21 protein-coding genes, 1 tRNA gene and 1 riboswitch are annotated in these 24,387 nt (G+C 52.8%); of the genes, 20 read left to right on the top strand and 2 right to left on the bottom strand.

What is annotated here, in order from left to right:
- Positions 1-24 precede the first annotated feature (24 nt).
- From trxB to MKY96_RS27985, 12 genes are all read left to right on the top strand, one after another.
- A complete protein-coding gene (gene trxB, locus MKY96_RS28040) occupies positions 25-978 on the top strand; it encodes a thioredoxin-disulfide reductase (RefSeq protein WP_076077056.1) in 954 nt (317 codons plus the stop codon).
- A gap of 49 nt (positions 979-1,027) precedes the next feature.
- A riboswitch (TPP riboswitch) is annotated at positions 1,028-1,134 on the top strand.
- Positions 1,135-1,285: 151 nt separating this feature from the next.
- Entirely contained in the window at positions 1,286-2,980 is a 1,695-nt protein-coding gene (gene thiC / locus MKY96_RS28035) for a phosphomethylpyrimidine synthase ThiC (RefSeq protein ID WP_340945616.1), read from the top strand.
- 168 nt (positions 2,981-3,148) lie between these two features.
- Positions 3,149-3,376, top strand: coding sequence for a DUF1858 domain-containing protein (locus MKY96_RS28030; protein WP_340945615.1), 228 nt, complete (start codon positions 3,149-3,151; stop codon positions 3,374-3,376).
- Positions 3,377-3,390: 14 nt separating this feature from the next.
- Positions 3,391-4,653 (top strand): DUF438 domain-containing protein, encoded by a 1,263-nt coding sequence (locus MKY96_RS28025; protein WP_340945612.1) that lies wholly within the window; start codon positions 3,391-3,393, stop codon positions 4,651-4,653.
- Between the two features lie 201 nt (positions 4,654-4,854).
- On the top strand, positions 4,855-5,805 hold the full coding sequence (locus MKY96_RS28020) for an ROK family glucokinase (protein ID WP_036690067.1): 951 nt from the start codon (positions 4,855-4,857) through the stop codon (positions 5,803-5,805).
- Between the two features lie 45 nt (positions 5,806-5,850).
- Positions 5,851-6,750, top strand: coding sequence for an RNase adapter RapZ (gene rapZ / locus MKY96_RS28015; RefSeq protein WP_036690069.1), 900 nt, complete (start codon positions 5,851-5,853; stop codon positions 6,748-6,750).
- Positions 6,751-6,807: 57 nt separating this feature from the next.
- A complete protein-coding gene (locus MKY96_RS28010; protein WP_200869550.1) occupies positions 6,808-7,749 on the top strand; it encodes a gluconeogenesis factor YvcK family protein in 942 nt (313 codons plus the stop codon).
- 18 nt (positions 7,750-7,767) lie between these two features.
- Positions 7,768-8,697 (top strand): DNA-binding protein WhiA, encoded by a 930-nt coding sequence (gene whiA / locus MKY96_RS28005; protein WP_036726258.1) that lies wholly within the window; start codon positions 7,768-7,770, stop codon positions 8,695-8,697.
- A gap of 97 nt (positions 8,698-8,794) precedes the next feature.
- Positions 8,795-9,064 (top strand): HPr family phosphocarrier protein, encoded by a 270-nt coding sequence (locus tag MKY96_RS28000; protein WP_036690075.1) that lies wholly within the window; start codon positions 8,795-8,797, stop codon positions 9,062-9,064.
- A gap of 186 nt (positions 9,065-9,250) precedes the next feature.
- Positions 9,251-10,006, top strand: coding sequence for an SIMPL domain-containing protein (locus MKY96_RS27995; protein ID WP_340945610.1), 756 nt, complete (start codon positions 9,251-9,253; stop codon positions 10,004-10,006).
- 273 nt (positions 10,007-10,279) lie between these two features.
- Positions 10,280-11,383 (top strand): PdaC/SigV domain-containing protein, encoded by a 1,104-nt coding sequence (locus MKY96_RS27990; protein WP_340945609.1) that lies wholly within the window; start codon positions 10,280-10,282, stop codon positions 11,381-11,383.
- Between the two features lie 150 nt (positions 11,384-11,533).
- A complete protein-coding gene (locus tag MKY96_RS27985; protein ID WP_340945607.1) occupies positions 11,534-12,172 on the top strand; it encodes a GDSL-type esterase/lipase family protein in 639 nt (212 codons plus the stop codon).
- Positions 12,173-12,261: 89 nt separating this feature from the next.
- On the opposite strand, the gene clpP is transcribed toward MKY96_RS27985, so the two are convergent.
- Together clpP and MKY96_RS27975 are read right to left on the bottom strand one after the other, a co-directional pair.
- The gene (gene clpP, locus MKY96_RS27980; protein ID WP_036690083.1) at positions 12,262-12,858 is read right to left on the bottom strand and encodes an ATP-dependent Clp endopeptidase proteolytic subunit ClpP; all 597 of its coding nucleotides are present in this window, start codon (positions 12,856-12,858) and stop codon (positions 12,262-12,264) included.
- Positions 12,859-13,051: 193 nt separating this feature from the next.
- Positions 13,052-13,126: transfer RNA gene (locus MKY96_RS27975), tRNA-Arg, on the bottom strand.
- A gap of 292 nt (positions 13,127-13,418) precedes the next feature.
- Here MKY96_RS27975 and MKY96_RS27970 point away from each other — a divergent pair.
- The 8 genes from MKY96_RS27970 (at position 13,419) to rnr (ending at position 24,341) form a co-directional block, all read left to right on the top strand.
- On the top strand, positions 13,419-14,471 hold the full coding sequence (locus MKY96_RS27970; RefSeq protein ID WP_340945605.1) for a sugar-binding transcriptional regulator: 1,053 nt from the start codon (positions 13,419-13,421) through the stop codon (positions 14,469-14,471).
- Between the two features lie 116 nt (positions 14,472-14,587).
- Entirely contained in the window at positions 14,588-15,598 is a 1,011-nt protein-coding gene (gene gap / locus MKY96_RS27965; RefSeq protein ID WP_036690087.1) for a type I glyceraldehyde-3-phosphate dehydrogenase, read from the top strand.
- 133 nt (positions 15,599-15,731) lie between these two features.
- Positions 15,732-16,913 carry a phosphoglycerate kinase gene (locus MKY96_RS27960; protein WP_036726266.1) on the top strand — a complete coding sequence of 394 codons (1,182 nt, stop codon included), beginning with the start codon at positions 15,732-15,734 and terminating at the stop codon, positions 16,911-16,913.
- 27 nt (positions 16,914-16,940) lie between these two features.
- Positions 16,941-17,696: a triose-phosphate isomerase gene (gene tpiA / locus MKY96_RS27955; RefSeq protein WP_036690091.1), complete on the top strand. Its 756-nt coding sequence runs from the start codon at positions 16,941-16,943 to the stop codon at positions 17,694-17,696.
- Positions 17,697-17,698: 2 nt separating this feature from the next.
- Entirely contained in the window at positions 17,699-19,243 is a 1,545-nt protein-coding gene (gene gpmI / locus MKY96_RS27950; RefSeq protein WP_036726269.1) for a 2,3-bisphosphoglycerate-independent phosphoglycerate mutase, read from the top strand.
- 57 nt (positions 19,244-19,300) lie between these two features.
- The gene (eno, locus tag MKY96_RS27945) at positions 19,301-20,587 is read left to right on the top strand and encodes a phosphopyruvate hydratase (RefSeq protein WP_036726271.1); all 1,287 of its coding nucleotides are present in this window, start codon (positions 19,301-19,303) and stop codon (positions 20,585-20,587) included.
- A gap of 298 nt (positions 20,588-20,885) precedes the next feature.
- Entirely contained in the window at positions 20,886-21,119 is a 234-nt protein-coding gene (gene secG, locus MKY96_RS27940; RefSeq protein WP_036690096.1) for a preprotein translocase subunit SecG, read from the top strand.
- 240 nt (positions 21,120-21,359) lie between these two features.
- Complete coding sequence (gene rnr, locus MKY96_RS27935; protein ID WP_340945603.1) at positions 21,360-24,341, top strand: ribonuclease R; 2,982 nt, start codon at positions 21,360-21,362, stop codon at positions 24,339-24,341.
- Positions 24,342-24,387 lie beyond the last annotated feature (46 nt).

Here is a 24,387-nt window from a genome sequence, read left to right as displayed (position 1 = left end):
CCTACTTGTAAGGAGGCCAATGTAATGTACAAAACGATTGTAATCGGAACAGGCCCGGCCGGGCTGACTGCCGCGATTTATCTGGCGCGTGCGAACCTGAGCCCGCTGGTCATTGAAGGCTTGCAGCCGGGTGGACAACTGACAACGACGACAGAAGTGGAGAACTTTCCAGGCTTCCCTGAAGGGATTCTGGGTCCGGACCTGATGGACAATATGCGCAAGCAGGCGGAACGCTTCGGCGCTGAATTCAAGAACGGCTGGGTGGAGTCGGTGGACTTCTCACAGCGCCCGTTCAAGGTAACAGTGGACGGGATGGGTGTACTGGAAGCAGAATCAGTTATTATTTCAACCGGGGCCTCTGCAAGATATCTGGGCATCCCGGGCGAGCAGGAGAATGTGGGACGCGGGGTCAGCACCTGTGCGACCTGTGACGGCTTCTTTTTCCGTAATAAAAAGATTGTCGTCGTCGGCGGCGGAGACTCCGCCATGGAGGAAGCCAGCTTCCTGACCCGCTTTGCGTCCAGCGTAACGCTGGTTCACCGCCGTCCCGAGCTGCGGGCCTCGAAGATCATGCAGGACCGGGCGCGTGACAACAGTAAGGTAACCTGGGCCTTGAACCGCACACCGGTTGAAGTAACGGTAGGAGAGACCGGAGTGAAGGGCCTTACGGTGCTTAATAATGAGACAGGTCTGACAGAGCTGGTAGAAGCAGACGGCGTGTTCGTAGCGATTGGACACACACCGAACACAGCCTTCTTGGGCGGGCAAATCAACACGGATGCTAATGGCTATATCGTGGTGAACCCGGGTACCACCGAGACCAACATCCCAGGCGTATTCGCCTGCGGCGATGTGCAGGATACGCGTTACCGTCAAGCGATATCGGCAGCAGGGACCGGCTGTATGGCCGCCATGGATGCTGAGAAGTTCCTGGAAGGCACGATGGTGCACGACTGGAGCGAATCGCTGGACAAATAACGGGTTTACAACAATTACCCAAACTGGTAGAATGCATTTAATTAGATAAGATACCCACTAGGGGAGCCTGAATAGGCTGAGACGGGAAAATTGAATTTCCGGACCCTTGAACCTGATCTGGATCATACCAGCGTAGGAAAGTGGAGTCGGACCTTTTTTGAATACAGTCTTATTTGGCTGTTCCTTTAATAAAGCCGCTCCAGGTGGAGCGGCTTTTTGACTTGCAGGAATCTATAGATTCTTCAGCTCAATCTGCTGCGTGACCTCTTATCTGATGAGTGTACAGAGCGAAGAGGAGGAGATTGAAATGACAGGAATGCTCAAGAACGAAGAGGTGAATCTTTCCGGATTCCCCGCGAGCCGTAAAGTGTATGTGGAGGGCTCACGCCCGGATATCCGGGTTCCGATGCGGGAGATCAGCCTCAGCAGAACCGAAGGCGTTGCCGGGGAAGAGGACAATGCTCCGCTGCGGGTCTATGACACAAGCGGTATGTACACGGATGCCGCGGAGGAGACGGACATTCGGAGGGGACTGCCGCCGCACCGTTCATGCTGGATTGAGGAACGCGGCGATTCGGAGGAATACACCGGAAGAGCCGTCCGGCCGGAGGATAACGGAATCCGCAGAGAAGGGGCTGCCGCAGAAGCTCATCCAGGACTGTGCAGGAATCCCCGGCGGGCCTATGCAGGCGGCAATGTGACCCAGCTGTATTATGCAAGGCAAGGGATCATAACACCGGAAATGGAGTATATTGCGATCCGTGAGAATATCCGGCCGGAGTTCGTAAGGGATGAGGTGGCCGCAGGCCGCGCCATCATTCCGGCCAATATCAATCACCCGGAGAGTGAGCCGATGATTATCGGCCGTAACTTCCTCGTGAAGATCAATGCGAATATCGGAAATTCTGCGGTCACTTCTTCTATTGAAGAAGAGGTGGAGAAGATGCGGTGGGCAACCCGCTGGGGGGCAGATACCATCATGGATCTCTCCACCGGCTCTAAGATCCATACCACCCGGGAGTGGATAATCCGCAATTCTCCTGTGCCGGTCGGGACAGTGCCCTTATACCAGGCGCTGGAGAAGGTGAACGGCATAGCCGAGGATTTAACCTGGGAGCTCTACCGTGACACGCTGATTGAGCAGGCGGAGCAGGGAGTGGATTACTTCACCATTCATGCCGGGGTACTGCGGCGCTATATTCCGCTGACTGCCCGGAGAATGACCGGCATCGTATCCCGGGGCGGATCGATTATGGCCGCCTGGTGCCTGGCTCATCAGCAGGAGAACTTCCTGTACACACACTTCGAGGATATATGTGAGATTATGAAGACGTATGATGTGGCCTTCTCGCTGGGGGATGGCCTGCGTCCCGGCTCTATCGCCGATGCCAATGATGAAGCTCAGTTCGCCGAGCTGGAGACACTGGGAGAACTGACGCTACTAGCCTGGAAGCACGATGTTCAGGTCATGGTCGAAGGTCCGGGCCATGTGCCGCTGCACAAGATTAAGGAGAATATGGACAAGCAGCTTGAGATCTGCCACGAAGCCCCTTTCTATACCCTCGGCCCGCTGACTACGGATATTGCACCCGGTTATGATCACATCACTTCGGCCATCGGGGCAGCGATAATCGGGGGGCTCGGGACGGCGATGCTGTGTTACGTTACACCTAAGGAGCATTTAGGCCTGCCTGACAAGAATGATGTGCGCGAAGGCGTCATTACCTATAAAATCGCTGCACATGCCGCAGACCTCGCCAAGGGACATCCGGGGGCGCAGGACCGGGATGATGCGCTGTCCAAGGCGCGGTTCGAGTTCCGCTGGCGCGACCAGTTCCATCTCTCCCTCGACCCGGAACGGGCGCTCGCGTATCATGACGAGACCCTTCCGGCAGAGGGGGCGAAGCAGGCGCATTTCTGTTCGATGTGCGGTCCTAAATTCTGCAGCATGCGGATTTCGCATGATATCCGTAATTCTCATAGATGGAGCAAATCACTGTAATTTAGCTGCTAATATAGCGGAATCGCAACATTCTTAGGCTATCTCCCAAGCTGAAAGGCTTGCGGGGATAGTCTTTTTATAGTTAGTGATTACAATCACAATTCACCTCTGTGACCTATGCTAAGCTGTTGCTTGAGAAGAGTTCTCATTAGTGAGGTGTGCAAAAGGATGAGCAAAGCGTTGAAGCTGGATGAATCGGTCTTTGAGCTGGTAACCAGGCACCCGGAAGTGGTGGAGATCATGGTAGAGCTGGGATTCCGTGATATTGCGAAGCCTGGAATGCTGCAGACCGCAGGACGGTTCATGACCCTGTCTAAAGGAATGAAGTTAAAGAAAATAGAGCTGGAAACCGTTCGGCGGGCCTTTTGGCAGCATGGTTTCGAGATTATAGAATAGAAGGAGAGATTGCGATGAGCGAACTGATTAATAACCGCGAGGTCGATGTGCCGGAACAGACACGCCGCCAGGCTATGCTGAGAGAGATCATCAAGGAGCTGCATGCGGGCAAAAGCGTGGAGGAGGTTAAGGCGCGATTTGAAGAGGCGGTAGGCGATGTTACGGTGGAGGAAATCTCCGCCATGGAGCACTCCCTGATGACCGAGGAAGGCATTCCGGTAGAGGAAGTACAGCGCCTCTGCTCTGTGCATACGGCGATTTTCAAAGGCTCGATTGAACAGATTCACCGTTCTTCTAAGCCCGAGGAGCAGCCCGGTCATCCCGTGCATACGTTCAAGCTGGAGAACCGCGAGATCGAGCGTCTGGTCAACTTCCGGCTGGAGCTGCATGCAGATAAGTTCAAGAAGAACGCCAGCGAGGAGATTATTTTCAAGCTGCTGGAGGACCTTAGTCTGCTGCTGGATCTCGACAAGCACTACAGCCGTAAGGAGAATCTGCTGTTCCCTTACCTGGAGAAGTACGGCATATACGGTCCTACGAAGGTAATGTGGGGAGTGGATGACGGAATCCGCAATATGATCAAGGAAGCCAAGAAGGCGCTTAGCGCCTATAACGGGGACAGCGGGCAGATTACAGCCGCACTGGAGGAGATCATTAAGGAAGTCAATGAGATGATCTTCAAGGAGGAGAATATTCTGCTCCCGATGGCGCTGGATAAGCTGACTGAGGATGAGTGGGTCCGGATCGCCCGCGAAAGCGATGAAATCGGCTTCTGCCTGACTGCGCCCGACCAGGAATGGATACCGGAACGTGCAGCGGAGCCTGAGGGTGCTGATGTTCCGGCGGAAGAAGGGGAAGGCCTGTCCCCGCAGGGCTTCATCCGGTTCGAGACCGGACTGCTGTCGCTCCACCAGCTCGAGACGCTGATGAATCATCTGCCGGTGGACCTCACCTTTATCGATGAGAACGATGTTGTCCGCTACTTCTCGCATGGCAAGGAAAGGATCTTCGCCCGGACGAAGGCCGTTATCGGCCGCACCGTACAGAACTGCCATCCGCCGCAAAGCGTGCATGTTGTCGAGAAGCTGCTCGCTGATTTCAAGGCGGGAGTGAAGGATGCCGAGGATTTCTGGATTAACATCAAGGATAAATTCATCTATATCCGTTATTTCGCTGTACGGGATGCAGACGGCCGTTATATGGGGACGCTGGAATTCACCCAGAATATTGCACCGATCCGTGCCCTGGAGGGCCAGAAGCGAATTTTGTCCGAATAGCATTAAGGCATCTGGCACCCTACAATAGAAGAGAATGAACGGACTTTCTTGCCTGCCTGGTGAGAAAGTCTTTTTGTTAACAAATAAGAACTGAAGTCCATTGCCCCGGGTGTATCGCCTTTCCTTGACCGCAGGGGAGGCTTCTATTATAGTGGGTACGTAGGATTAACTATTTTAGCATAGAAAAAGGTGGCTTGTAACATGTCTGAACATATCTACGTTGGCGTGGATTTAGGTGGTACCACGATTAAGGTTGGAATCTGTAATGCCGAGGGAAGCCTGCTGCACACTTACGAAGGTCCGACAGGGACTGCGGATGGCGTCGATGCTGTCATCGATAATATCGAGAAGTATGTACGCCAGATTGTGGAGGACTCTCCGTACTCCTGGGACCAGCTGGCTGGTGTGGGTGCGGGACTGGCCGGATTTACGAATATTCGTGAAGGTATCATCATCCTTGCGCCCAACATAGGATTTAGAGATGTGCCGATCCGCTCCATTCTGGAGGGTCGTTTGAACAAGCCAGTCAAAATAGACAATGATGCCAACGTGGCTGCACTGGGCGAAGCCTGGAGCGGTGCAGGGCGCGGCATCGAGAATTGTGTCTGCTATACGCTCGGTACGGGTGTCGGCGGCGGTATTATTATTAATGGTAAGGTGTATCAGGGCTTTGCCGGTCTGGCCGGCGAGCTTGGACATATCTCCGTGGTGCCCGATCTGGAAGCGATCCAGTGCGGCTGCGGGAACATGGGCTGTTTGGAAACCGTTTCCTCAGCGACAGGCATTATCCGTATGGCGAACGATGCTGTAGCACGCGGGGACCGGACCTCCTTGTCCACTGTTGAAAAAATCGCTGCGAAGGAAGTATTCGATGCCGCCAAGGCAGGCGATGAGGCTGCGCTGCGGATTGTGAACCGAGCGGCCTTCTACCTGGGTAAATCGATGGCCTCCGTTGCAGCGGTTCTGAACCCTGAAGTATTCATCGTCGGCGGCGGAGTCTCCAAGGCAGGCGATATTCTGTTCGATGAAGTCCGCCGGGTGTTCGCCAAGCTGGCGCCTGCCCCTCTGCAGACCGGTGTTACGATTGTACCTGCAGCGCTTGGCAATGACGCCGGTATTATTGGTGCGGCAGGTCTGCTGCTGCGTTCTTAAAAGACCGGAATTATTCATATACTAATCATAGGGAGGGATGCTGTAATGACCGACCTCGAGCAAACCCTGCCCGCCCATGCCACCCTGATTATCATTACAGGCATGTCGGGTGCGGGCAAGACGATTGCCGTGCAGAGCCTGGAGGATCTGGGGTTCTTCTGCGTGGATAATCTTCCGCCTGTGCTAATCCCGAAATTCGCTGAGCTGATTGAGCAGTCCAAGGGTAAAATCGCCAAGGTGGCGCTGGTCATCGACCTCAGGGGGCGGGAATTCTTCACCGCCCTGTCGGAGTCTCTGGCATACATCAAGGACGAGTCAACGATCGGGTGTGAGATCCTTTTCCTGGACGCCACAGATTCAGTGCTTGTACAGCGTTACAAGGAGAGCCGGAGGCATCATCCGCTTGCTCCGAAGGGCATGCCGCTGGACGGCATCCGCATGGAGCGCCAGATGCTGGAGGAGCTGAAGAATTCAGCTACCCTGTGTCTGGATACCAGCAGCATGAAGCCGGTTCAGCTCAAAGAAAAAATAGTGTCACGCTTCTCCCACCTCGGGAAAAGCACCCTCTCGGTTAACATTACTTCGTTCGGATTCAAGTATGGGATTCCGATTGATGCTGACCTGGTGTTCGACGTCCGCTTCCTGCCTAACCCGCATTATGTGGATCAGCTGCGGCCCAAGACAGGCCAAGACAACGAGGTGTACGACTACGTAATGAAATGGCCTGAAACGCAAGAATTCCTGACCAAGCTGCTAGATATGCTTCAATTCCTTATTCCGCAATACCGCAAGGAAGGCAAATCCCAGATTATTATCGGCATCGGCTGTACGGGCGGCAAACACCGTTCGGTAGCCATCGCCGAATACCTGGGCAAAATGCTGGGGGTTAGCGAGACGGAAGCGGTAGCAGTCAGCCATCGGGACTCCGAACGCGACCGGCATTGATGAGAGAAGGGATGAATAGTGGCTGAAGAACAAGGACAGCGTCCGAAGATCGTCGTGATGGGTGGCGGGACCGGGCTCTCGGTGATGCTCCGGGGGCTGAAGGAGAAGCCGCTGGATATCACGGCGATCGTAACTGTCGCAGATGACGGGGGAAGCTCCGGGATTCTGCGCAGTGAGCTGCAGATGCCGCCGCCCGGGGATATCCGCAACGTACTTACGGCTATGGCTGACGTTGAGCCTCTGATGGCACAGATTATGAAGTACCGCTTCAGCAGCGGAGAAGGCTTAGCCGGGCATAGCCTGGGCAATCTGATTCTTGCTGCACTGACCGATATCTCGGGGGACTTCGTTACAGCAGTCCGGGAGCTTAGCCGGCTGTTCGCCGTTCGCGGCCGGGTGCTGCCTGCGGCCGGAGAAGCGGTAATCCTGCATGCCGAGATGGCGGACGGGACGCTGATTACCGGAGAGTCCAAAATCCCGGAGGCAGGCGGCGTCATTAAGCGCGTGTTCCTGGAGCCTGTGGATGTGGAGCCGCTGCCGGAGGCGCTGGAGGCCATCCGCAACGCAGATGCTATTCTGCTCGGTCCGGGCAGTCTGTATACCAGCATTCTGCCGAATCTGCTGGTGCCGAAGCTGGCAGAAGCCGTGGTAGCTTCCGAGGCCATTAAGATTTTTGTATGCAATGTAATGACCCAGCCGGGTGAGACGGATAATTACACGGTTAATGACCATCTACAGGCCGTATATGACCATATCGGGCTGCATCTGTTCGATTATGTGATCGTCAATGACGGGGAGATCCCGGAGCAGGTGCAGATCAAATACGCCGAGAAGGGTGCCCGTCCGGTACAGCTTGACCGTGAGGCCGTGGACGGCAACGGGTATAAGGTGATTGCTGACAAGCTGGTATTATTTAAAACCTATTTGCGGCATGATACAGATAAGCTCAGTCACCATATTTTCCAGCTGGTGAAGGATTGGATTGACAGAAAGAGTTAAATGAAAGAGGTGAGCCCCTTGTCTTTTGCGGCCCTTACCAAAAAAGAGCTGACGATGGTCGAGAGCCAGCCCTGCTGCGAGAAAGCGGAAATGTCAGCGCTGATCCGAATGAATGGTTCGGTGCAGCTTTCGAGCAAAAAGGTGGTTCTCGACATTTCGACGGAGAACGCCGCGATTGCAAGGCGGGTATATTCTTTGCTTAAGAAATATTACCAGGTCCATATCGAGCTGCTCGTGCGTAAAAAAATGCGTTTGAAGAAGAATAACGTCTATATTGTAAGAATCCCGAACCAGGTCCAGGAGATCCTGAAGGATCTGCGGATTGTCTCTGAGGGCTTTATTTTCACGGATGGGATTGATGAAGAGATTGTCGGCAAGAACTGCTGCAAGCGTGCCTATCTGCGGGGGGCCTTCATGGCCGGCGGTTCGGTCAATAACCCGGAGGGCTCTTCGTACCACTTGGAAATCGCTTCCATGTATGAGGAGCACTGCAAGGCGCTCGTGGAGCTGGCTGGTGAATTTCACCTGAATGCCCGCTGCATAGAACGCAAAAAAGGCTTCATCCTATACATCAAGGAAGGCGAGAAGATCATTGAGTTCCTCAGTCTGATCGGTGCCCATCAGGCGCTGTTCAAATTCGAGGATGTGCGGATCATGCGCGATATGCGCAACTCGGTCAACCGGATTGTGAACTGCGAAACGGCCAATCTGAACAAGACGATCAGTGCGGCGGTACGCCAGATTGAGAACATCAAGCTGCTGCAGCGCGAGGTGGGTCTGGAAAGCTTGCCGGATAAGCTGCGGGAGGTTGCCGAGATCAGACTGGCGCACCCGGATATTAACCTCAAGGAAGTCGGGGATATGCTGGGCGGGACAGTCAGTAAATCGGGTGTGAACCACCGTTTGCGCAAAATTGATGAGCTGGCGGACAAGGTCCGCGGCGGCTGATTATTTTTTTTCTAGTGCGGTATGCGTTATAATGATATAATATTATAAAATTAATGTGAAATTTTTGGGCAGATCTCAAATAGGGGGTAAGCGTTTCATGACAAAGCACCCGGTAGTTGTTCGGTTGAAGACGGGGCTCCATGCTCGGCCGGCAGCATTGTTTGTGCAAGAAGCTAATAAGTTTTCGTCGGAGATTTTCGTGGAAAAAGACGATAAAAAAGTGAACGCCAAGAGTATCATGGGCATTATGAGCCTCGCGATCAGTTCCGGTACGGAGATCCACATCAGCGCAGACGGTGCAGACGCGGAACAGGCTGTAACCGCTTTGACCAGTCTGGTAAGCAAGGAAGAGCTCGAGAATCAATAAATGCTACATGGTCTAACCAAAAGCCCTTAGGGGCTTTTTTTCATATCGGAAATGTCATCCGCCGGTTCTGGACCGGGACGGGGAACAAATAAAAAATAAATATCGTACATTGCTCATGCAACTTTTACCATGCTGTCCCGTCTAGAGGGTAATAACACTTAAACGAATCGAAAGGGGATGGCAAGCATGAGAAAATGGGGTAAATCGATTGGATCAGTTCTGCTGGCAGCTAGCTTGATGATTGGAGGAATGGGGTTGAGCGGAGTGCTGAAGGGTCCTGAAAAGGCTTACGCCGACGAAGTGCAGAAGAATATTGTGAACGTGGTGGGCAAAGGCGAGCTATCGATCAAACCGGATATTGCGTATCTCTCCATCGGGGTAACGACAACTGCCGAAACTGCGCAGGAAGCACAGAAAGGCACTGCCGCGAAGGTCTCCAAGCTGACCGCTTTGTTCAAGACCACCTGGGGTATTGCGGACAAAGACATTCAGAGCACACAGTTCTACGTACAGCCTAACTACACTTACAGCGAGAAGGACGGCCAGAAGGTAAAAGGCTATAACGCCCAGCACACGCTGGAGGTCTCTTACCGCGATCTGACAAAGGTTGGACAATTGCTGGACGCTGCTTCTGCGGCCGGAGCGAACAACATCGGTAACGTGCGGTTTGCGATTGAAGATCCGTCCGCCTTTGAAGCACAGGCTATCGAGAAGGCTATGCAGAATGCAGATGTCAAAGCTGCGGCCATTGCCAAAGCAGCGAAACGCGGATTGGGCATGGTAGTCACTGTCGTTCAGAGCGATGACGGGAATCATCCGGTAATCTTCGCTCAAGCAGAAGCGATGCAGAAATCCGCAATGGATAACGCTGCCGGAAGCTCCGTTGAACCCGGGCAGGTTAAGGTCACTACCCAATTGAGTGTAACGTATGAACTGAAATAAACGTTTCGCAAGAGGCGCTTGCTCTGCTGTTATAAGCAGGGCAGGCGCTTTTTATAATCATATAAATGAATGTATATGCACATATGCGCTTTTGAAATCTCTCAGTTTGTTTAAATTAAGGTAACAGGATCTTTAGATAATCATGGCAAACCTTAAGAAACTGTAAAGCGGATTGTAACATCCCCCGCTAGTTCTTTTACTATAATAGGAACAGTGATACGGAAGAACACACATCATGACTAATCATACCACCAGGTGGAAGGGGAAATAACAATGAATTCGAACTCTAAGAAATACATCCGCAGATGGGGTGCGGGAATGCTCGCAGCAGGAATCCTGCTGGGCGGAACAGGAATAATTCAGTCAGGCATAACGGAGGCCGCTCCGGCAGCCGCTCAGGTCAAGGCCAAATCCTCCTCTGTAGTGCTTAAGGTAAACGGTAAAAATGCAGCCCAGGCGGGCCTGCTCCAGGAAGGAAAGGTATGGGTGCCGGTAACCTTCCTGCGCGATGCGCTGGGGATGCCGCTCTCTTATGATAAAGCGGAGAAGACTTATTCTATAGGAACAGGTACTGCGCAATTGAAGCTGGCAATTATGGATTACGGCATTATGATCCGAGTGAACAACTATTATATTGGTGAATATGAGGGCAAACAACTGAACAACCGGCTGTACGTCCCGTTCCAGCTGATTAACGATTACATGGGCTATAAAGGGGACTGGAACGCTGCTGCAGGACAGCTGAATCTGACGAAAAGGACGCAGAATGCCGTAACAATCAAGACAGCGAGCTATACGAAGGACTATAAGGATGCGCCAATCAAGCTGAATTATCCGCAGGTCAGCGGTCTGGCGAACGCAGGGGCAGAGAAGGCGATCAATGATCTGATCAAGCAGACCGTTCTGAACTATGCGAAGGATGCTGAAGATCAAATCTCCAAGCGGTCGAAGGATGACCGGCCGTATGAATTCGAAGGCGGTTATGTGGTCACGTACAACCAGGATGGCGTGCTCAGCCTAATCACTAATCAATACGGGTATACCGGCGGTGCACATGGGATGACTTACCGCAATGCCTTCACCTTCTCGCTCAAAGACGGGAAACGTCTGCTGCTGGGCGACCTGTTCGGTGCCAACCCTAATTACAAGAAACAGCTCAATGCCAAGCTGGCCACCGAGATCAAAGCTAACGGAGGGTATCTGGGAGGGTTCAACGGTCTGGATACAGAGAAGTATTTCTATTTAAAAGATGGCAAAGCGGTGCTCTTCTTCCAGTTATACGAATACACCGCATATGCCGAGGGCTTCCCGGAATTCAACTTCAGCTTCAAGGAACTCCTGCCGGATGGAAGCAGTCCGTTCGCAGCGCTGAAATAATACAGCCTAATACTGACCCTTGTGCTCTATGACGAGCACAAGGGTTGTTTGCGTTTTAATGGACTAATCGGGCGGCCCTGCCGTTACCACTTCACCCGGCCTTTCATAAATTAAAGAAGGCAAGCAGCTTATAACGGGGAGGGAAAGAGTATGGTTTATCAGTATACGGCCATTGGGGATTCACTCACAACCGGCTTCGGGGCGCTTCCCGGGAACGGCTTCGTCCCCGTCTACCGGCGGATGGCGGAAGGGAGACTCGGCACGCCGGTGGTGCCGGCGAATCTTGGCGTCAATGGTCTGACCACCGGGGGGCTGAAGCAACGGCTGAGGAGCTCGAACGTCTACCGGGCGGCGGTGAAGGATGCACAGATCATTACGCTGTCCATTGGCGGCAATGACTTGATTAAGGCAGCCCGGGCAGCCGGGCCACGGCCCGGTGAATTCCAGGGCTTGCTGAAGCAGGCGCTTAGGGACTGCAAGCGTAACTACAGCGACATCATGGGTAGCCTGACACAGCTCAAAGCGGGTTCCCGCAGCCCCTACATCCTCCGGATGGTAGGGCTCTATAACCCATATCCCCAGGTGGATGAAGCAACAGAGTGGGTGCGCGAGTTCAACCGCTATGCATCAGGCTACAGCAGCAGTAACGTAGGGTTTGCTTCGATCTACCATGAGTTTGCCGGTAATGAGCGGGGGCTGCTGTTCCTGGACCATATTCACCCGAACAGCAGAGGCTACCGCGTAATTGCAGGCAAGCTGGACGCTTTGGGTTACGGGGGCTTAAGGTAGGGTGTAGAACGGTGCAGGAACAATCAAAGAGGCTGCTACGGACCAGATGGTCTGTAACAGCCTCTTAGTAAATTCATGAAATTAAGTACTTATACGCCTGTCGGCAGAGTCTTCTCAATTACCTTGTCCACGATACCATATTCGGCAGCGTCTGCAGCGCTCATGAAGTAGTCGCGGTCAGTATCCTTCTCGATCTTCTCCAGCGGTTGGCCCGTACGTTCGGAGAGGATGCGGTTCAGCTTCTCACGCAGCTTGATGATGCGGCGGGCACGGATCTCGATATCCGAAGCCTGGCCCTGGGCACCGCCTAGCGGCTGGTGAATCATGATCTCGCTGTTCGGCAGGGCGAAGCGCTTGCCCTTGGCGCCAGCGTTCAGCAGAAACGCTCCCATGGAAGCGGCCATACCTACACAGATGGTGGATACATCCGGCTTAATGTATTGCATTGTATCGAAGATGGCCATACCCGCTGTGATGGAACCGCCTGGGCTGTTCACATACAGGTGAATATCCTTATCCGGGTCCTCGGCAGCCAGGAAGAGCATTTGTGCGATGATGGAATTGGCAACCACGTCATTAACCTCCGTTCCAAGGAAAATGATGCGGTCCTTCAGCAGGCGGGAATAGATGTCATAAGCGCGCTCACCGCGGTTGCTCTGTTCTACTACCATAGGAATATAACTCACGTGGAAAACCTCCTTGAAATTGGTGCTTCGAATGTGTTCATTTTTTACTGTTACCGTATTAACCACATGATAAACAAATTCAAACAAAAAGTCAAAGAAAGTCAAACTTACTTTCAAAAAAAAGAGCCCTCAAGCGGCTCTTTGGTTAAATATAATATAATCGTCACTAAATTATGTACAAGCTTGAAAATAATGGCGCGCCCGCCAAGAATCGAACTTGGATCTCAGGCTTCGGAGGCCTACGTCATATCCATTGGACCACGGGCGCAACAGAAATTATTATAATATACTTCTCGGATAAAAGCAATGCGTATTAGGCATCCTGCGCAAAAATAGTTTTCTCTGCCTCCATTAATAGAGCCGGAGATGCGTCTCCTGCCTGCGGCCTGCCGGACAAGCCCATGTATAAGATGAAAGCGGGCTGAGAATTATAGTCTCGGAACACTTGCACTCGGCGTCAGTTTTGGGTAGAATATGGGTGGGACTTAAAAAGTTAACCCGGGACATTTTGAGACCACGAACAAGGGATAAGAGAAAGACGAAGTTGCAGGAGTGAAAGCATGCGTAATCTATTGGAAATCCAAAAGCAGCTTCTGCCTGATCTCATGGAAACCCTTAAGAGACGGTATACGATTCTACATCAGATCATGCTGTCCGATATTATTGGGCGCAGGACGCTAGCCGCATCGCTTGATATGACCGAGCGGGTGCTGCGTGCCGAGACGGATCTTCTGAAATCGCAGGGGCTCATTGAGATCGAGAGCGTCGGTATGCGCATTAGCGATGCCGGTCGCAGACTGCTTGACCTGCTGGAGCCGGTCGCCAAGAGCCTATTCGGCCTGGATGATCTGGAAGAGAAAATTCGTACTACGTACGGTCTCACCAAAGTAATTGTGGTTCCTGGCGATTGTGAGACATCGCCGTTCACCAAGCGTGAACTGGGGCGCGCAGGCTCCAAGGCACTGCTCAGTGTACTGCGAAGTGACGATACGATTGCCGTCACAGGCGGATCAACCCTGGCCGAAATGGCCGATCAGCTGACCCCGCCGCTATCCCTTTCCTATAAGAACGCCTGGGTTGTTCCGGCGCGCGGAGGACTGGGAGAGAGCATGGAGATACAGGCCAACACCATTGCTTCAACCATGGCCAAACGGATTGGCGCCAATTACCGTCTGCTGCATGTGCCCGATCTGCTTAGCGGAGACGCTTATCAGTCGCTTGCACAGGACTCCAATATTGGAGAGATTGTACAAATTATCCGCAGATCGCGTATTATTGTACATGGAATAGGTGATGCCATTGAAATGACCCACCGCCGCAAGCTGGACTCCGGGACGATCTCAGAGATTCAAGGCGAGGGTGCTGTAGCCGAATCCTTCGGATACTATTTCAATGAGGACGGCGAAGTGGTTCACACTATGCTGACCATGGGGCTGCGCCTGGAAGACATTATCCGTACAGAAGTCGTTATCGGTATTGCCGGAGGCAAACGCAAGGCGAAGGCCATTCATGCGATGCTGCGGTTCGGACAAGAGGATATTCTCGTCATCGACGAGGCGGCGGCTGTCGAAATCGGCAAGGAAATCGACACACAGCTACAAAAGGTCCTATAGATTCCATTAAATGGGACGCGCGCAAAGGGTTTATGCATTATACTTAACATTGTTGTCTTGACGAGCCTCACGGCCTGTCTTGAATAAATAAAACGAACTCTAGGAGGAACTATTCAATGAGTGTAAAAGTTGGTATTAACGGTTTTGGACGTATTGGACGCCTTGCATTCCGCCGTATTCAAAATGTAGAAGGTATCGAAGTGGTAGCAATCAATGACTTGACTGACGCTAAGATGCTTGCTCATTTGCTTAAATATGATACAACTCAAGGTAAATTCCAAGGCGATGTTGAAGTGCATGACGGCTTCTTCAAAGTGAACGGTAAAGATGTTAAGGTTCTGGCGAACCGCAACCCTGAAGAGCTTCCTTGGGGAGAGCTTGGCGTTGATATCGTTCTGGAATGTACTGGTTTCTTCACAACTAAAGAAGCCGCTGAGAAGCACCTGAAAGGCGGAGCTAAAAAAGTAGTTATTTCCGCTCCAGCTACAGGCGACATGAAAACTGTTGTGTACAACGTTAACGATGACATCCTTGACGGTTCCGAAACAGTAATCTCCGGTGCATCTTGCACAACGAACTGCCTGGCTCCTATGGCCAAAGTTCTGAACGACAAGTTCGGTATCATCGAAGGCCTGATGACTACAATCCACGCTTACACAGGTGACCAGAATACGCTTGATGCTCCACACGCAAAAGGCGACTTCAGACGCGCCCGCGCTGCTGCTGAGAACATCATCCCTAACACTACCGGTGCTGCTAAAGCCATCGGTCTGGTTATTCCAGAACTGAAGGGCAAGCTTGACGGTGCAGCACAACGTGTGCCTGTAGCTACAGGTTCCCTGACTGAGCTGGTTACTGTTCTGGATAAGAGCGTAACCGTTGAAGAAATCAATGCAGCCATGAAGGAAGCTTCTGACCCAGAAACTTACGGCTACACTGAAGACGAAATCGTATCTTCCGACATCAAGGGTATGACTTTCGGTTCCCTGTTCGATGCAACTCAGACTAAAGTACTGACTGTTGGCGACAAACAGCTGGTTAAAACTGTTGCTTGGTATGACAACGAAATGTCCTACACTGCACAGCTGGTTCGTACTTTGGAGAAATTCGCTAAGCTTGCTAAATAAGACCGATTTCATATAAGCAGTACAATAGAGCGGAAACAAGGAAAGTCTGTTTCCGCTCTTTCTAAATGCAATGGCTACGTGATGAAATGGCTTCGTGAAGGAACCAATTTTGGGTGTGGAGGAAATGTTAATCATGAACAAAAAAAGTGTCCGTGATGTAGAAGTAAAAGGCAAACGCGTATTCGTGCGTGTAGATTTCAATGTGCCAGTGGAAGACGGCAAGATCACTGATGATACCCGTATCCGCGAAACCCTTCCAACAATTAAATACCTGATTGAGAACGGTGCAAAGGTCATTCTGGCCAGCCATATGGGCCGTCCTAAAGGCGAATTCGTCGATTCCATGCGGTTGACTTCCGCTGCAGTCCGTCTGTCTGAATTGCTCGGCAAACCGGTAGCCAAGGCTGATGAGGCCATTGGCGAAGCGGTGAAAGCGAAAATCGCTGAACTGAACGATGGCGATGTGCTTGTGCTTGAGAATGTCCGTTTCTACAAAGGTGAAGAGAAGAATGATCCTGAACTGGCTAAGCAGTTCGCTGAACTGGCTGACCTGTTCGTCAATGACGCATTCGGCGCAGCTCACCGTGCCCATGCTTCGACAGAAGGAATCGCTCACTTCCTGCCAGCAGTATCCGGTCTTCTGATGGAGAAGGAATTGTCCGTTCTCGGCAAGGCGCTTTCTAACCCGGAACGTCCTTTCACGGCCATCATCGGCGGTTCCAAGGTTAAAGACAAGATTGACGTTATCGACAACCTGCTGAATCTGGCTGACAATGTACTGATTGGCGGCGGCCTCTCTTACACGTTCACCAAGGCTCAAGGCTACGAAATCGGTAAATCCCTGGTAGACAACGACAAGATTGATGCAGCGCTTGGATTCATCGAGAAGGCCAAGAAGCTGGGCAAGAACTTCGTGCTTCCGGTTGACGTTGTAGTCGCTGACAAGTTCGGTGCAGATGCCAACACCAAGATTGTAGATGCAACAGAGATTCCTGCAGACTGGGAAGGTCTGGACATCGGTCCTAAGACTCGTGAAATCTATGCCGATATTATCAAAAACTCCAAGCTGGTTGTATGGAATGGACCGATGGGCGTATTTGAAATCGACATCTTCGCTGAAGGTACAAAGGCTGTGGCTCAGGCTTGCGCTACTACCGAAGGCTACACTGTTATTGGCGGCGGTGATTCCGCTGCGGCTGCTGAGAAATTCCACCTCGCAGACCAGATGGACCACATCTCCACTGGCGGCGGCGCATCGCTCGAGTTCATGGAAGGTAAAGCTCTTCCAGGTGTAGAAGCACTGAACGACAAGTAATACCGAAGAGGGAGGCAATACATCACTATGAGTAGAACACCTATTATTGCAGGCAACTGGAAAATGTTCAAAACCGTTCCGGAAGCCGAAGGCTTCATCGCTGAAATCAAAGGCCAGGCGGAAGTGGCAGGCGTAGAGACTGTAATCTGCGCGCCATTCACGAACCTGCCTGCACTGGTTGCAGCGGTACAAGGCACCACCATCAAAATTGGTGCACAGAACCTGCACTTCGAAGATAACGGCGCTTATACAGGTGAGATCAGCGGCGTAATGCTGAAGGATCTTGGTGTAGAGTACGTTATTATCGGCCACTCCGAACGCCGTGCTTATTTCGGTGAGACGGACGAAATCGTCAACAAGAAGATGCATGCGGCATTCCGTCACGGCATTACTCCAATTGTCTGTGTAGGCGAAAAGCTTGAAGAGCGCGAAGCTGACCAGACTAAGGACGTATGCAAGGTGCAGACTGAAGCGGCATTTGCCGGTCTTAGCGCAGAGCAGGCAGCAAGCGTAGTTATCGCTTACGAGCCCATCTGGGCGATCGGTACAGGTAAATCCTCCACTTCCCAGGATGCCAACGAAGTTATTGCTTATATCCGTACCCTTGTTAAAGGCCTGTACGATGAAGCAACAGCTGAAGCTGTACGTATCCAATACGGCGGCAGCGTGAAGCCTGAGAATGTAACGGAGTACATGAGTCAAAGCGACATCGACGGCGCTCTAGTCGGCGGTGCCAGCCTGCAGCCTGCTTCCTTCGTTTCACTCGTTGAGGGGGCGAAGTAAGAATGTCAGCTCCAAGACCTGTAGCACTGATTATCATGGACGGCTTCGGACTGCGGAACACGGATGAAGGCAACGCTGTTGCCCAAGCCAACAAGCCGAACTACGACCGTTACCTGAAGCAATATCCGAATACTACGCTTACCGCTTGCGGCGAAGCTGTAGGTCTGCCGGAAGGCCAAATGGGTAACTCTGAAGTAGGGCACCTTAATATTGGTGCCGGCCGGATTGTATATCAAGACCTGACCCGTATCGACAAGTCGATCCGTGATGGAGAATTCTTCGATAACGAGACGCTGGTGGCTGCCGTAAGAAGCGCTAAGTCAACCGGCAAAAAGCTTCACCTCTATGCACTGGTATCCGATGGCGGCGTACACAGCCACATCAATCATCTGTTCGCCATGCTCGATCTGGCCAAAAAAGAAGATCTGCATGAAGTCTATATTCATGCCTTCATGGATGGCCGTGACGTACCACCCGACAGTGGACAGAAGTTCATTCAGGATCTGGTCGCCAAGATTGAAGAGGTTGGCGTAGGTACGATTGCTACGGTATCCGGACGCTACTTCGCGATGGACCGTGACAAGCGCTGGGAGCGTGTAGAGAAGGCTTACCGTGCAATGGTATATGGCGAAGGCCCTAAATATACCGATGCCCTTCAGGCCATCACTGCATCCTACCAGAATTCTGTGTTCGATGAATTCGTGGAGCCAAGTGTAATTGTGGACAGCCAGAACAACCCGGTAGCGACCGTGGAGAGCGGCGATTCGGTCATTTTCCTTAACTTCCGTCCTGACCGTGCCATTCAGCTGTCACAAGTGTTCACGAACTCGGATTTCCGCGGCTTCGACCGTGGACCTAAGTTCCCGCAAGGCCTGCACTTCGTATGCCTGACTACCTTCAGTGAGACGGTTCAGGGCTTCGTGGCTTACTCCCCGAAGAATCTGGACAATACGCTCGGTGAGGTGCTGGTTCAGCAGAACAAGAAGCAGCTGCGTATTGCAGAGACCGAGAAGTATCCGCATGTGACCTTCTTCTTCAGCGGCGGACGCGATGAGGAGCTTCCGGGCGAGACCCGTATCCTGATCAACTCGCCGAAGGTGGCAACCTATGATATGAAGCCAGAGATGAGCGCTTACGAAGTGGCGGCGGCCTGCGTAGCGGAGATCGAGGCGGACAGACAGGATGCCATTATCCTGAACTTTGCCAACCCTGATATGGTAGGACACTCCGGCATGCTGGAGCCTACCATCAAGGCAGTTGAAGTAACGGACGAATGCGTAGGCAAGGTTGTGGATGCTGTAGTTGCCAAGGGCGGCGTTGCGATTATCATTGCCGACCACGGAAATGCGGATATGGTATTCGATGAGAACGGACGTCCGTTCACAGCCCATACCACCAACCCGGTACCGTTCATCGTTACCACTGAAGATGTAGTTCTGCGCGAAGCTGGTATTCTCGCAGATGTGGCACCGACGATCCTGGATCTGATGGGACTTCCGCAGCCTGCGGAAATGACCGGACAATCCATGATTGCCAGCCGCAAATAAGCAAGACACCTGTTTGTGTAAACCCAAAACCATTGTATAAAAGGAGATTAAACTTACATGACTATTATTTCTGATGTGTATGCACGCGAAGTCCTTGACTCCCGTGGTAACCCTACTGTAGAGGTTGACGTATATCTGGAGTCCGGCGCAAAAGGCCGCGCTATCGTTCCTTCCGGCGCTTCCACTGGCGCTCATGAAGCTGTAGAGCTTCGTGACGGCGACAAATCCCGTTACATGGGTAAAGGCGTTCTGAAAGCTGTTGAGAACGTAAACGAAATTATTGCTCCAGAAGTTATCGGTATGGACGCTCTTGACCAAGTGGGCATCGACAAATTGATGATCACTTTGGACGGAACTCCTAACAAAGGCAAGCTGGGCGCTAACGCAATCCTGGCAGTATCCATGGCCGTAGCCCGTGCAGCTGCAACAGCACTGGATATTCCTTTGTACGTATACCTGGGCGGATTCAACGCCAAGACTCTTCCAGTACCAATGATGAACATCATCAACGGTGGTGAGCATGCTGACAACAACATCGACGTTCAAGAGTTCATGGTTCTTCCTGTAGGCGCTCCAAGCTTCAAGGAAGCACTGCGTACTGGTGCAGAAATCTTCCACAACCTGAAATCCGTACTGCAATCCAAAGGCCTGAACACAGCTGTTGGCGACGAAGGCGGCTTCGCACCGAACCTGGGTTCCAATGAAGAAGCGATCACTACAATCATTGAAGCCATCGAAAAAGCCGGTTACAAACCAGGCGTTGACGTATTCCTCGGTATGGACGTTGCTTCCACTGAGTTCTACAAAGATGGTAAGTACACACTTGCGGGCGAAGGTAAATCTTACACTTCCGCTGAGTATGTTGACCTGCTGGCTTCATGGGTTGAGAAGTATCCAATCATCACAATCGAAGACGGTATGTCCGAAGATGACTGGGATGGCTGGAAATTGCTGACTGAAAAATTGGGCGACAAAGTCCAATTGGTGGGTGACGACCTGTTCGTTACAAACACTGAGCGTCTGGCAACAGGTATCGAAAAGGGTATTGGTAACTCCATCCTGGTTAAGGTTAACCAGATTGGTACACTGACTGAAACCTTCGATGCGATCGAAATGGCGAAACGTGCCGGTTACACAGCTGTTATCTCCCACCGTTCCGGTGAGTCCGAAGACAGCACCATCGCTGACATCGCTGTAGCGACTAACGCTGGCCAGATCAAGACTGGTGCTCCTTCCCGTACAGACCGTGTGGCTAAATACAACCAACTCCTTCGCATCGAAGACGAGCTGGGCGAATTGGCTCAATACAACGGCCTGAAATCCTTCTACAACCTCAAAAGATAATTTCTTTTGAACCTATATTGAAGACCTGCCGCACTTTGGCAGGTCTTTTTTTGCTCTTATTGTGTCTCCTGGCTGCCTGTAGGAGATAAATATGCGATTTTAATAGGAAGATCGGGGTCGATCGCGGTGTGGATGGTTGTTTTCATTCTGTGGCTATGATAAAATAAGAATGCTGTTTATGAAACGGAAATTCTAATTTAGCATAGATAGTGATGCTTGGACGTAGGAATGCTGTTTATGAAACGGAAATTCTAATTTAGCATAGATAGTGATGCTTGGACGTAGGAGGTGGAAGTGAATGGATATCTTTTTGAAAGTGGTGCTTCTGATTTTTGCCGTAGGTCTGATTGCGGTCGTTCTTCTGCAAAAAGGGAAAAGTGCAGGTCTTTCCGGTGCCATCTCCGGCGGTGCTGAGCATCTCTTCGGTAAAACAAAAGCACGCGGTATGGAGCTTGTGCTACAGCGTGTAACAGTTGGCCTGGCGGCCGGATTCTTCATCATGTCAATTGTTGTTGCCATTGTTGTTGAATAGTATGCCTACAGTAAACCTTCGCTCTGTTCTGAAATGGAATAGGCGGAGGTTTTTTTGTATGCAGATTTAATATTGTGAACATCATAACAGGGATGCCCGGGATTAAATTCGTGTATACTAGGGTATGAAGTATAGAAAGGTAAATTTTACTTGAAATGATTAGCTGTGCAATAGGACAAGGCATACATATATGCCAGCGGCATAGGAATGCTGCGGAGCGGAGAAGAGAAGGTGACGAACATGATAACACAGGAAATTTTACTTGATTTCATGCGGGAGACCGCTTATAAACCACTAACTTATGAAGAACTGGTGAGCCATTTCGCAATTGAGGATAGTGCTGAATTCAAGGCCTTTGAGGCCTTGCTGATTGACCTGGAAAAGGACGGCCGGATCATATTGACCCGGGGTAGCCGTTATGGTGTGCCTGAGCGGATGGATCTGCTGCGCGGACGGCTGCAGGTTCATGCCAAGGGCTTTGCTTTTCTGATTCCCGATAACCGGGAGCACCCGGATGTGTATATCCACGCGAACGATCTGAAGGGTGCTATGAACGGCGATATCGTCTTGATCCGTATTACCTCGAAGAGCCCGTCCGGCGGGCGAATGGAAGGCGAAGTGGAACGGATTCTGATCAGAGGCGTGTCGCAGACGGTGGGGGTCTTCCAGAGCCTGGAGACCTATGGCTTCGTGCTGCCTGATGATAAGCGGATTAACCGGGATATTTTCATTCCCAGGGAGTCTTTCAAGGGTGCGGTTGACGGGGAAAAGGTGGTTGTCCGCATTGTGAACTATCCGGAGGGCCGTGCTGCGGCTGAGGGTGAGATCATTGAGATCCTTGGCCATAAGGATGATCCGGGCGTGGATATTCTGTCAGTAATCCGTAAGCATCAGCTTCCGGAGGCTTTTCCGGCTGAGGTGATGACGGAAGCGGAGCAGGCGCCGGATTCCATCACGGATGAAGAGATTATCGAGCAGGGGCGGCGTGATCTGCGCGGACTCAATATCGTAACCATTGACGGCGCGGATGCCAAGGATCTGGATGATGCGGTCAACGTAGAGCGTCTGGAGAATGGCCATTATAAGCTGGGCGTTCATATTGCTGACGTAGGCTATTATGTGCGTGAAGGCTCTGAACTGGACAAGGAAGCCTATGACCGCGGATGCAGTGTGTACCTGGTGGACCGTGTCATTCCGATGCTTCCGCACCGGCTGTCGAACGGTATCTGCAGCTTGAATCCGCAGGTTGACCGTCTGACGATGTCCTGTGAAATGGAATTCGACGAGCAGATGAAGGTCGTGAACCACGATGTCTTCACCAGTGTCATCCGTACGAAGGAGAGAATGACCTACTCTGATGTACGGAAGATTGTTGAGGATGAAGATCCTGAGCTGCTGGAGCGGTATGCTCCGCTGATTGGGGATTTCCGGCTGATGAAGGAGCTGGCGATGAAGCTGCGCGGTGCACGGATGCGGCGCGGTGCGGTGGATTTCGATTTTGAAGAGAGCAAGATTATTGTAGATGATGCCGGTAAGGCTATCGATATTGTAAAACGCGAACGCTCTGTGGCGGAGCAGATTATTGAAGAGTTCATGCTGGTGGCCAATGAGACGGTGGCGGAGCACTTCCACTGGCTGAAGGTTCCGTTCCTGTACCGGATTCATGAGGACCCGGACCCGGAGAAGCTGCAGAACTTCATGGCTTTTGCGGCTAACTTCGGCTACCACGTGAAGGGCCGGGGGAATTCGGTTCACCCGCGCGCGCTCCAGGATCTGCTGGAGCAGATTCAGGGAACGAAGGAGCAGACCGTCATCAGTACGATGATGCTGCGCTCCATGAAGCAGGCGAAGTACGATGCCGAGAGCACCGGGCACTTCGGGCTGGCCGCAGAGTTCTATTCCCACTTCACCTCACCGATCCGCCGTTATCCCGATCTGGTGATTCACCGCGTCATGCGCGAGGTGCTTGAGAATGGCGGAGCGCTAACCGAGAAGCGCCACGAATATCTGGCCTCCAGGATGCCGGATATTGCCCAGCAGTCCTCGGAGCGTGAGCGTGTGGCTGTTGAAGCTGAGCGCGATACCGAGCAACTGAAGAAAGCAGAGTTCATGCAGGACAAGGTTGGCGAGGAATTCGACGCCATGATCAGCAGCGTGACCAGCTTTGGGATGTTCATCGAGCTGGATAATACGGTCGAAGGTCTTATTCGCCTTAGTGCGCTGACGGATGATTACTACCACTTCGATGAAGCTCATATGGCGCTGATCGGCGAGCGTACCTCCAAGGTCTTCCGCATCGGCGATGAAGTGAAGATCCGCGTAGCCAAGGTCAACATGGACGACCACACCATCGACTTCGAGCTGGTCGATATGAAGCCGCGCGCAGCCGGAGACCACCGGAGCTACGGCGGACGCGGCGGCAAAGGCAGCCGTCCGGGCGCAGGAGGCTTCAGCAAGCCGTTCGCCGGTAAGGCCGGAGGCGGCAAAGGACGCGGTGGGAAGGGCAAGCCCGGCAGCGCTGCTGCCGGAGGCAAGAGTGGTGTTGCCAAGGGCAAGAACGGCGCCATCTTCGGGGCTGGCGGTAAGGGGAAGAACGGCGGCGCAGGTGCCGCTGGTAAGAGCAAGAACGCTTCTGCCGCGGGCGGCGGGGAAGCGGCTGGTGGCTTCGGCGGCGCTGAGTCTGGCGCCGGGAACGGGCCGCGCGAGGGCGGAGCGGCGGCGTGGGACATCGCCGGCGCAGCAGGCAGCGGCCGCAAGCGCGGGCGCGGGCCGGAAGCGGCAGCGCGGCGCGGTCTTGCCGCCGCAGGCGCAGCGGGCGGCGGCAAGGCGGACCGTCGGGGCGAAGCCGGCGGTTCTGGCGCTCCGCGCGAGGGCGGCAGAGGCCGCGGCGCGGAGGCCGGTGGCGGTGCCGGGGGACGCGGCATCGCCTTCGGCTTCGGCTCGGGCAAGGGCGGCTACGGCGCGCCGGGCGGTGGCGGGTCTGAGCAGGCGGGCGGTGAGCTGCGCGGCGTAGACGCGGGCACACGGTTCCGCAGCCGCGAGGACCTGGGGGCCGAAGGGCGCGGCGCAGCGCCGGAGGGCAAGGGCCGCCGCAAGAAGAAAGGCGGCGTGTTCATTAGCCCCTCCGTGACGCCAGGCAACGGGGATTCCGCAGGCCAGGCCGGTGCTGACACTGGCGAGAAGAGCGGGCGCCGTAAGCGCAAGAAGAAACCTAAGGCGTAGGCTGAATGATATGAGGCACTGTTCCTTTAGGGGTACAGTGCCCTTT

It is taken from the genome of Paenibacillus sp. FSL R7-0302 (assembly GCF_038006885.1).
In the GTDB taxonomy this organism is placed as follows: Bacteria; Bacillota; Bacilli; order Paenibacillales; family Paenibacillaceae; genus Paenibacillus_AQ.
This window is presented reverse-complemented; position numbering and strand designations above follow the sequence as displayed.

Coding starts and splice junctions, on each gene's coding strand:
- trxB (WP_076077056.1), top strand. CDS start 25: ATGTACAAAACGATTGTAATCGGAACAGGCCCGGCCGGGCTGACTGCC.
- thiC (WP_340945616.1), top strand. CDS start 1,286: ATGACAGGAATGCTCAAGAACGAAGAGGTGAATCTTTCCGGATTCCCC.
- MKY96_RS28030 (WP_340945615.1), top strand. CDS start 3,149: ATGAGCAAAGCGTTGAAGCTGGATGAATCGGTCTTTGAGCTGGTAACC.
- MKY96_RS28025 (WP_340945612.1), top strand. CDS start 3,391: ATGAGCGAACTGATTAATAACCGCGAGGTCGATGTGCCGGAACAGACA.
- MKY96_RS28020 (WP_036690067.1), top strand. CDS start 4,855: ATGTCTGAACATATCTACGTTGGCGTGGATTTAGGTGGTACCACGATT.
- rapZ (WP_036690069.1), top strand. CDS start 5,851: ATGACCGACCTCGAGCAAACCCTGCCCGCCCATGCCACCCTGATTATC.
- MKY96_RS28010 (WP_200869550.1), top strand. CDS start 6,808: ATGGGTGGCGGGACCGGGCTCTCGGTGATGCTCCGGGGGCTGAAGGAG.
- MKY96_RS28000 (WP_036690075.1), top strand. CDS start 8,795: ATGACAAAGCACCCGGTAGTTGTTCGGTTGAAGACGGGGCTCCATGCT.
- MKY96_RS27995 (WP_340945610.1), top strand. CDS start 9,251: ATGAGAAAATGGGGTAAATCGATTGGATCAGTTCTGCTGGCAGCTAGC.
- MKY96_RS27990 (WP_340945609.1), top strand. CDS start 10,280: ATGAATTCGAACTCTAAGAAATACATCCGCAGATGGGGTGCGGGAATG.
- MKY96_RS27985 (WP_340945607.1), top strand. CDS start 11,534: ATGGTTTATCAGTATACGGCCATTGGGGATTCACTCACAACCGGCTTC.
- MKY96_RS27970 (WP_340945605.1), top strand. CDS start 13,419: ATGCGTAATCTATTGGAAATCCAAAAGCAGCTTCTGCCTGATCTCATG.
- gap (WP_036690087.1), top strand. CDS start 14,588: ATGAGTGTAAAAGTTGGTATTAACGGTTTTGGACGTATTGGACGCCTT.
- MKY96_RS27960 (WP_036726266.1), top strand. CDS start 15,732: ATGAACAAAAAAAGTGTCCGTGATGTAGAAGTAAAAGGCAAACGCGTA.
- tpiA (WP_036690091.1), top strand. CDS start 16,941: ATGAGTAGAACACCTATTATTGCAGGCAACTGGAAAATGTTCAAAACC.
- gpmI (WP_036726269.1), top strand. CDS start 17,699: ATGTCAGCTCCAAGACCTGTAGCACTGATTATCATGGACGGCTTCGGA.
- eno (WP_036726271.1), top strand. CDS start 19,301: ATGACTATTATTTCTGATGTGTATGCACGCGAAGTCCTTGACTCCCGT.
- secG (WP_036690096.1), top strand. CDS start 20,886: ATGGATATCTTTTTGAAAGTGGTGCTTCTGATTTTTGCCGTAGGTCTG.
- rnr (WP_340945603.1), top strand. CDS start 21,360: ATGATAACACAGGAAATTTTACTTGATTTCATGCGGGAGACCGCTTAT.